Annotated in this window: 10 protein-coding genes; 7 read left to right on the top strand and 3 right to left on the bottom strand. The window is 35.0% G+C overall.

From position 1 onward, the window contains the following. Positions 1-113: 113 nt before the first annotated feature. Positions 114-587, bottom strand: a complete 474-nt coding sequence (locus tag BMZ99_RS25290; protein WP_090944675.1) for a helix-turn-helix domain-containing protein — start codon at positions 585-587, stop codon at positions 114-116. A gap of 151 nt (positions 588-738) precedes the next feature. Next, the gene (cptIN, locus tag BMZ99_RS25295; RefSeq protein WP_090944678.1) at positions 739-1,230 is read right to left on the bottom strand and encodes a type III toxin-antitoxin system CptIN family toxin; all 492 of its coding nucleotides are present in this window, start codon (positions 1,228-1,230) and stop codon (positions 739-741) included. A 404-nt stretch (positions 1,231-1,634) separates the two neighbouring features. Between cptIN and BMZ99_RS25300 the strand changes: the two genes are divergently transcribed. The 6 genes from BMZ99_RS25300 to BMZ99_RS25325 all read left to right on the top strand — a co-directional run bounded on the left by BMZ99_RS25300 (position 1,635) and on the right by BMZ99_RS25325 (position 4,975). Further along, positions 1,635-2,219, top strand: a complete 585-nt coding sequence (locus BMZ99_RS25300) for a recombinase family protein (RefSeq protein WP_090944681.1) — start codon at positions 1,635-1,637, stop codon at positions 2,217-2,219. Between the two features lie 232 nt (positions 2,220-2,451). Beyond that, complete coding sequence (locus tag BMZ99_RS25305; protein ID WP_090944684.1) at positions 2,452-2,670, top strand: helix-turn-helix domain-containing protein; 219 nt, start codon at positions 2,452-2,454, stop codon at positions 2,668-2,670. Between the two features lie 64 nt (positions 2,671-2,734). Then, on the top strand, positions 2,735-2,950 hold the full coding sequence (locus tag BMZ99_RS25310) for a hypothetical protein (RefSeq protein WP_090944687.1): 216 nt from the start codon (positions 2,735-2,737) through the stop codon (positions 2,948-2,950). Positions 2,951-2,966: 16 nt separating this feature from the next. Further along, positions 2,967-3,290 (top strand): hypothetical protein, encoded by a 324-nt coding sequence (locus BMZ99_RS25315; protein ID WP_090944690.1) that lies wholly within the window; start codon positions 2,967-2,969, stop codon positions 3,288-3,290. 338 nt (positions 3,291-3,628) lie between these two features. Then, positions 3,629-3,835 carry a helix-turn-helix domain-containing protein gene (locus tag BMZ99_RS25320; RefSeq protein WP_090944693.1) on the top strand — a complete coding sequence of 69 codons (207 nt, stop codon included), beginning with the start codon at positions 3,629-3,631 and terminating at the stop codon, positions 3,833-3,835. Between the two features lie 222 nt (positions 3,836-4,057). Beyond that, the gene (locus tag BMZ99_RS25325; RefSeq protein ID WP_139214861.1) at positions 4,058-4,975 is read left to right on the top strand and encodes a hypothetical protein; all 918 of its coding nucleotides are present in this window, start codon (positions 4,058-4,060) and stop codon (positions 4,973-4,975) included. 728 nt (positions 4,976-5,703) lie between these two features. Here BMZ99_RS25325 and BMZ99_RS25330 read toward each other — a convergent pair. Continuing rightward, on the bottom strand, positions 5,704-6,102 hold the full coding sequence (locus BMZ99_RS25330; RefSeq protein ID WP_090944736.1) for a hypothetical protein: 399 nt from the start codon (positions 6,100-6,102) through the stop codon (positions 5,704-5,706). 202 nt (positions 6,103-6,304) lie between these two features. Here BMZ99_RS25330 and BMZ99_RS25335 point away from each other — a divergent pair, with 202 nt between their 5' ends. Next, entirely contained in the window at positions 6,305-6,628 is a 324-nt protein-coding gene (locus BMZ99_RS25335; RefSeq protein ID WP_090944748.1) for a hypothetical protein, read from the top strand. The last annotated feature ends 117 nt before the right edge of the window (positions 6,629-6,745 follow it).

Raw genomic sequence — 6,745 nt, forward strand, 5'->3', positions numbered from 1 at the left:
ATACTCCCTTTCAAATCAGGAGCATGGCCGTGTAATTCTAAGCTATCCTACGACAGGGCGTTTCCTGCCTGTCTATTTCCACGGGAGCGGTCTAACAAAGGAAGGTGTCTTTTTTATTCCCAAAATTTCCACCAAGGTTTTTCAGCCTGTTCCTGCCGTTCATGCTGACGTTCCCTAATAGCTTCTAAAAGCCTGGCATCTCGTTCCTGCAATGATTTTTCTATGCGTTCCTGCGTTTCCCTTACTACTGATAATTCCTCTCTAATTTGAGCGTTTTCTGCCCTCATTTCCGCTTTTATAGCTTCCTTTAACTCACCTATGGAAATGGCACGAGAAACAGGAATAACCTCTGTTGTAATAGTTGCTATGTTTATTTCCTCTTTGGGTATCAAATACTGACTTTGCCCAATTCCTATTTTATGATAGACCGCTTTTAACTCTTTTCTTTCTATCCTATTTCTAATGGTCTTAGTTGTACAATTCAGCATTTCAGCGGCTTCTTTGACTGAAAAATACTCCTGTCTATCTATAGCACCCTCTATAATTTCTATACCTAGCTGTTGTAATTTACCCTCTATTTCTGCCATACTCTTATACACCTTCCTTTGATACGTTGATAATTCCGAAACAGGTCTACCTGTCTTTCCATACCCTTACTTTCTATACCGTTTTTACATACTCCTTTACTATAAAATAAAAAACCAGCTAAACGCTGGTTTTATTTATGTATGAATGAAATTATGATTGCTGTATTTTTGCTAATAATGCTGTTTCAATGGCAGATACATCAGGGAAAATTAACTTAATTCCTCTCCTGTGTAATCTAAGAATTTTTCTTGCTTTGTGTTCAACTTCATCAGCTAATTTTTTACTTATAACAACGGGCGTTCCTGTTGAACTGTTAATATATTGATTGCTAATATATTCGTTAGTAACTGGACACATATTTTGAATCAAAAACGCTCTCATTTCACCAAGAACATGTCCAAAGTGAATAGTATCGCAACTACCGTTCTTTTTCACTTTATCGTCATAAATTCTTTGATACTTTGCTACTTGTGATGAAATTGGTATCACCCATGAAAACGGCGTTTTATTATCTTTTATAGTATAATAGCACGGTCTGCCATGTGCTTTGCCGTTGATTACCTCTTTGTTAGTCATTAATTTGTCATCAGGAAAATCAGTAAAATAGTTGTCGCTAATAAAATAGAAATTTCCAATATTCACTTTTAAAACTCTCCCTAAAAAAGTAAAGTCCTATCAAAAAGATAGAACTTTACTAAACATTTGAACCCTGACCTCTTGTATAACCGCATATCAGGTAGCGGTAAACATTTGAACCCTGACCTTTTGTATCAGCCGCATATCAGGTAGCGGCAAACATTTGTTATTTCACTATTATTATACGACAAAACCGAAGTAAAATCAACTCGAAATAAGTTCCATTTGAAATGTAATTTTAGAGCATAGTCCAAATTAACATTCAAAAAACCGAATAGTTTGTAATTTTAGAGTTAATTTGCAATATTATTTACATTTTGAAGTTTATATTTAAGATTTTAAATTTACAAATATCTTGTAAAGTGATATTATTTACTTAGGGATTAAAATATAGGAAGGAATGGTAAATAATGGCAAATGTCGCATATATCAGAGTTTCAACAGTTGAACAGAATGAGGGACGGCAAAGGGAAATGATGAAAGCCTATAACATAGATGAAACATTCACAGAGAAATTATCAGGGAAAGACATGGATAGACCTCAATTGCAAGCTATGATTAAATTCGCTAGAAAAGGCGATACCATTTACATAGAATCCTTTAGCCGTTTAGCTAGAAACACAAAAGACCTGCTGACGCTCATTGATGAAATGACCGCCAAGGGGATTAAAGTCATTAGCCTAAAGGAAGGACTAGACACTTCCACACCGTCAGGCAAATTAATGCTTACCATGATTGGAGCAATCGCAGAATTTGAGCGTGAGAATATGCTAGAGCGTCAGCGTGAAGGGATTGCATTAGCCAAGAAGGAAGGAAAGTATAAAGGACGGCAGGAAAAGAAAGCGCCTGATAACTTCCTTTCTTTGTTCCATGACTATCAAACTAGAAAGCTGACTAAAGTAAAATTAGCGGAAATATGCGGAGTTTCCAGACCTGTATTAGATAAATGGATTGCCGAGCATGAGGAAAAAGTAGCTAATGGGGTACTGTTTTAGCTATTACTTTTATAGTAATCATAATTAATAAGATGAATTGAGGTACTGGCAAAATTGTAGTACCTTTTTATTTGTCTATTAAATTTTTTTTATCTTTTAGAGAGCAAGAAAATTCCATAAACCAACGCAAATACTGACTTTGTCCGACATAAAATTACATAAACCCACTTTATGTAAATGGCATTTTTTAGTATAATTAAGATGTAAAAAGTTATGAAAAGAGGTGCTATTTATGGATGAGGAAAAGACTTTAACTACCTCAGAGGTAGCGGATATATTAAATATTCAAATTAAAACCGTAAACGAGTATTGCAAAGAGGGAAAGCTAGAAGCGTTTAAGCGCGGAAATAGAAACTATATCACCCAAGCATCATTAGACGAATATATGAAGCGCACTAGACGTAGTTTAGTTTCATTTAGACCTAATAATATTAAGAACCATAAAACATAATTTTAGAAATTATTACCGCAAAAACCCTTCTCAGCATTAAGACTAAAAGGAGGGATTTGAGAAAATGGCAAGTGTTAGTTTTAATACCAAAGGAAGCCGTATTTACTGCAAGTTCACTGATAGCGGATTTCCTACTGTTCATTTAGGTAAGACCAAAGCTGACTGTATACGAATGTTACAAGGGACTTTTAAGAACCGTCAGTATATAGAGCAGGGAAAACATAGTCATGAGAAGCTAGACCAGTTAATTGACCGTATAAACGATAATTTAAAGTATTAGGAGAGTGTTACTACACATGAAGGTAAATGTATTTGCCATGAATGACAATGAGTTAATCCAATTTATTCAGGAGGAGGTCCAGACTTTTAGAAGTGAGGTTTTAGCAGGAAACTACCATTTGAAAAGCGACCCAAAAGTTAAGTTGTCGGAACTACAGCAATATAGCAAGTTACTGCAAAAACCCGTATTTCTAGGAGTAGCAAACGCGGCAGAGCTAAAGACAGAAATTGATAGCTATTTAGGCAATTTCTGTAACGAACCTATGAAGCGCAATGTTCAACCGCTTACAATGCAAGAATATTACAAGCAAACTAAGCAATACAGCCAATTTGCGAAATAAAAAGTCCCTCCCGTCTTTGATAGATTGGAGGGATTACATATTTTCAGAGATAGCTTATAAAAGAAATGTCCTGCATAGAGTCTAAGGAGTCTGCCTTTATTGTGCCGATAGTTCTACCCCGTAAAAGTCAAATAAAGCCGTATAGCGTTTATTCATTGTATTAACTTGCTACAATGAGATCCTTTTTCTTTGTCTAAAAAGATTTTTCGCCTAGTGTTTCTTGTTTACCTGTTCGATATGTTCTAACTGGTTTCAAATAGTTTTGTAAAGTACCTATTCAGAAAACTGGTAAAATGATACAATATAGATAAATAGGAAACAAATAGGAGGAATATTTTATGATAAATACTGCATTGAATACGGAGATTGAAAAAGTATACACCGTATCAGAAATAGCGGAATTACTGAAATTACACCCCGTTACTGTTAGACGCTTTATTCGTGCAAAGAAAATTAATGCTGTCAAAATGGGAAAAGATTGGCGCGTATATGAGTCTGATTTAGTTAAGTATTATGATACTTATTTGAAGCCAGTAACTAATTGATAGTACCATTTTGCTTACTATGTGGACAATTTACAAAAACATTATGTTAATTAAGAATCTAGCAAATAAGCAATTTTGACCGCCTTTTGTTAGAATAATTATGTTAATGGGACGTGGCGAAGCCACATAGGATTTATTTATTAATTTTTGAAAGTAGTCTGTGGACGTATTCTATGTAACATTTACTAAAATTAGTGTTTGTACATTTACTAAATTTAGTATGTGCCATTTACTAAATTTAGTATGTGTCATTTACTAAATTTAGTGTGTGGGAATGAAATTTATCCACAGATAAATAAAATGAAAGGAGCAAGGAAATTGGCGTATAAAAAGGATTATGATGCGGATTTTTCCGTATTGGACAAGTTACTAAAAGTCAAAGTGACAAATAGTGATTTTGTATTAGTTCCTGCTGAATTTAATAGACTTTGTGGCGGTGATGCTAGTTCAGCAATAGTATTAGCGAGAATTTATTATTGGTGGAGAGCAGGAGAAAAAGGAACTAAGTTGCAAAGAACTGTTGAAGCTACAGGGGAACTGTGTATAGCAAAGTCTGCTATGGCCATGTCATTAGAAACTGGATTGGATAGCCGTTCTATAGAGCAGGGAGCATATAAGAAGCTGAAAAAGTGGGGTATTATTACCACATATACAAAAGAGCGTGAGAATGGACACCCAACTACTAAAATAGTGCTGAATGAGAAATTATTAGTTGAAAAGTTTTGGACTGCATACAAGGAATTACAGATAGAAAAAGCACAGTATAAGCTGAAACTGTATGCAAAGAAACTTCATAAAGTACGCTTTTATACTGAACGTATTGAAGCCTTGCAAAGTCCATCATTTGACCCTATTAAGGACTTTACCCGTGTTCAGAATGATGATAAGTATAACCCTAATATTGATGTATTTGAGGAAGCAGACGAGGAACAAGACGCTAAAATAGTTAAGTTTCCTAGAAAGGAAATAAATAAAGCTACTGCTGAAAGTGCTTCGAGTACGGAAGCTGAAAGCAGTATACTAAGAGGGAGGACATTAGAGGAATTTTTAGCGGAAAAAGCACAAAATAAAAACACTCCCAAAAGTGTGACCAGCACTAATGAGAGCGTTCCTAAAAGAAAACGTAAAATTGTTAAGTAAAACTATTACCGAACGTCTTAGAAGTTAGCACCTTCTAGGACGTTTTCATTTACCTGTGCCTATTATTATACCGTATATCACAGATTATTCAAGCCTAATATGTACCGTTCCGCATGAGTATGAAAAGGGAAAGAAAGTGCGGAACATTTGAAGCTAGAGACAAATATATAAGTATCTAGTCACTATATATAGTATACCATATTTTAGTATTAATTATAAGCCATGCAAAAGAGGAAATAGTAGGAGGGAGTGTTGTTTCGCCTATTGGGAGAGATAGGACTGCTAATACAGACCCCCTACCTTCAAAAATACGAACCTCAAATATTGACCGCAGTTAGTAAAATAATTTGGCAATTTGTTTGCAGGTATAGGTACAAAAATATCAAGTTCTACCAACTATAATCAGTTAGTTCTACCAACTAAAAACCACTCAAAACAATACCGCTTATCCTGTTTATTTTAGCCTGTGGCAACGCTGAAAGCGTTCTTTGACCATTTCCCCCTGACTAGCCTTAAAACACTGGCAAAAGAAAAGGAAGGGGCGGGAAATTTTTATAGTTGGTATTAGTTAAAATAGTAATAGTATCGAGAGGATAAAACCGCTAAAATCCATCATTTGGACTTAAAAATATACCCTTTACTAAGTGGCACGCATTAATAGGTTTCAAAAATAGCAGGTTTTGGTGAGAAAAAGCCGATAAAATCGGCTCTATCAAAGGATTTTGAAGCTATTGTAGGACTTCTATTAAGTCGTTTTGAGCGTCTTTTGCTAATTTCATGCCTGATTGTATTACCTGTTTAGATTTAGCGTCATTAGTGCCTTTTATGTAGTAATACCACCCTTGCCCTGCCATATCATAGTAAGTCATTAACGACTGTATTTTATCTTTGTATGGATTATCAGGATATTTTGCCGAGAATTTCGCTTCATCTCTTACTAGCTTACCATACCCCTGCTTCCAGTCCTGATAGTTCATACCCGCCCCATACATTCCCTGTATTTCCGTTGAATCATCAATTAGCAACTGGACTGCTTCCTGTGGGACTTCACTAGCAAAAACCATATTTGCCATACTTAGCACCAAGACCACCAATAAAACCGCTATTTTTGACCATTTTAACATCATTACCAAACCCCCTATATCTTTTTATAATATGGAAATTCTTGGTAATTATCTAAAATCCTGCTAAAATGGTCGGAATTTGTCGGAAATTTTTTATTAATCCTTGACCTGTAAATATAAACGGTATAGAATGTAAATAGGTTATATTTTATACATATAAATTATATTTTATCTATATAAAACATTTTGAAAGGGATGGTTGAAAATGAGAAAGCTAAGTAGTAACGGTGCTAGATTAGACCAACACAGTGAGGATATTGCAAAACTACAACTAAAATCCGCTCAAACAGATGTTAATGTTGCTGAACTTCAAAAAAACCTCGAAAAACAACAAGCGGAATATGATGCTCACATTAAAATGCACGTTAAAGAGGATTTGTTAGAGCCTAGATTTCATGGTTCGGATAAATGGATGTTTTCGTTTGATGATATAGCCGACAGACACAATATTAATAGAAATTTAGTTCAGAAAATAGCACAAGAGGAAGGCATAAGACGTCGTGGCGGTAATTTAAATATTGCAAAGTAAAGTAAAAAGACACCCTCCAAACATAGACCGCATCCCAAGAAATAGACATTGAGAGAAAACGCCCCCTGTTGTAGGATAGAAACTACGACAGGGGGCGATTGCATGAAAAGGGAATAT

This window comes from Pelosinus propionicus DSM 13327 (assembly GCF_900114615.1).
Taxonomy (GTDB): Bacteria; Bacillota; Negativicutes; order DSM-13327; family DSM-13327; genus Pelosinus; species Pelosinus propionicus.

Coding starts and splice junctions, on each gene's coding strand:
- BMZ99_RS25290 (WP_090944675.1), bottom strand. CDS start 587: ATGGCAGAAATAGAGGGTAAATTACAACAGCTAGGTATAGAAATTATA.
- BMZ99_RS25300 (WP_090944681.1), top strand. CDS start 1,635: ATGGCAAATGTCGCATATATCAGAGTTTCAACAGTTGAACAGAATGAG.
- BMZ99_RS25305 (WP_090944684.1), top strand. CDS start 2,452: ATGGATGAGGAAAAGACTTTAACTACCTCAGAGGTAGCGGATATATTA.
- BMZ99_RS25310 (WP_090944687.1), top strand. CDS start 2,735: ATGGCAAGTGTTAGTTTTAATACCAAAGGAAGCCGTATTTACTGCAAG.
- BMZ99_RS25315 (WP_090944690.1), top strand. CDS start 2,967: ATGAAGGTAAATGTATTTGCCATGAATGACAATGAGTTAATCCAATTT.
- BMZ99_RS25320 (WP_090944693.1), top strand. CDS start 3,629: ATGATAAATACTGCATTGAATACGGAGATTGAAAAAGTATACACCGTA.
- BMZ99_RS25330 (WP_090944736.1), bottom strand. CDS start 6,102: ATGATGTTAAAATGGTCAAAAATAGCGGTTTTATTGGTGGTCTTGGTG.
- BMZ99_RS25335 (WP_090944748.1), top strand. CDS start 6,305: ATGAGAAAGCTAAGTAGTAACGGTGCTAGATTAGACCAACACAGTGAG.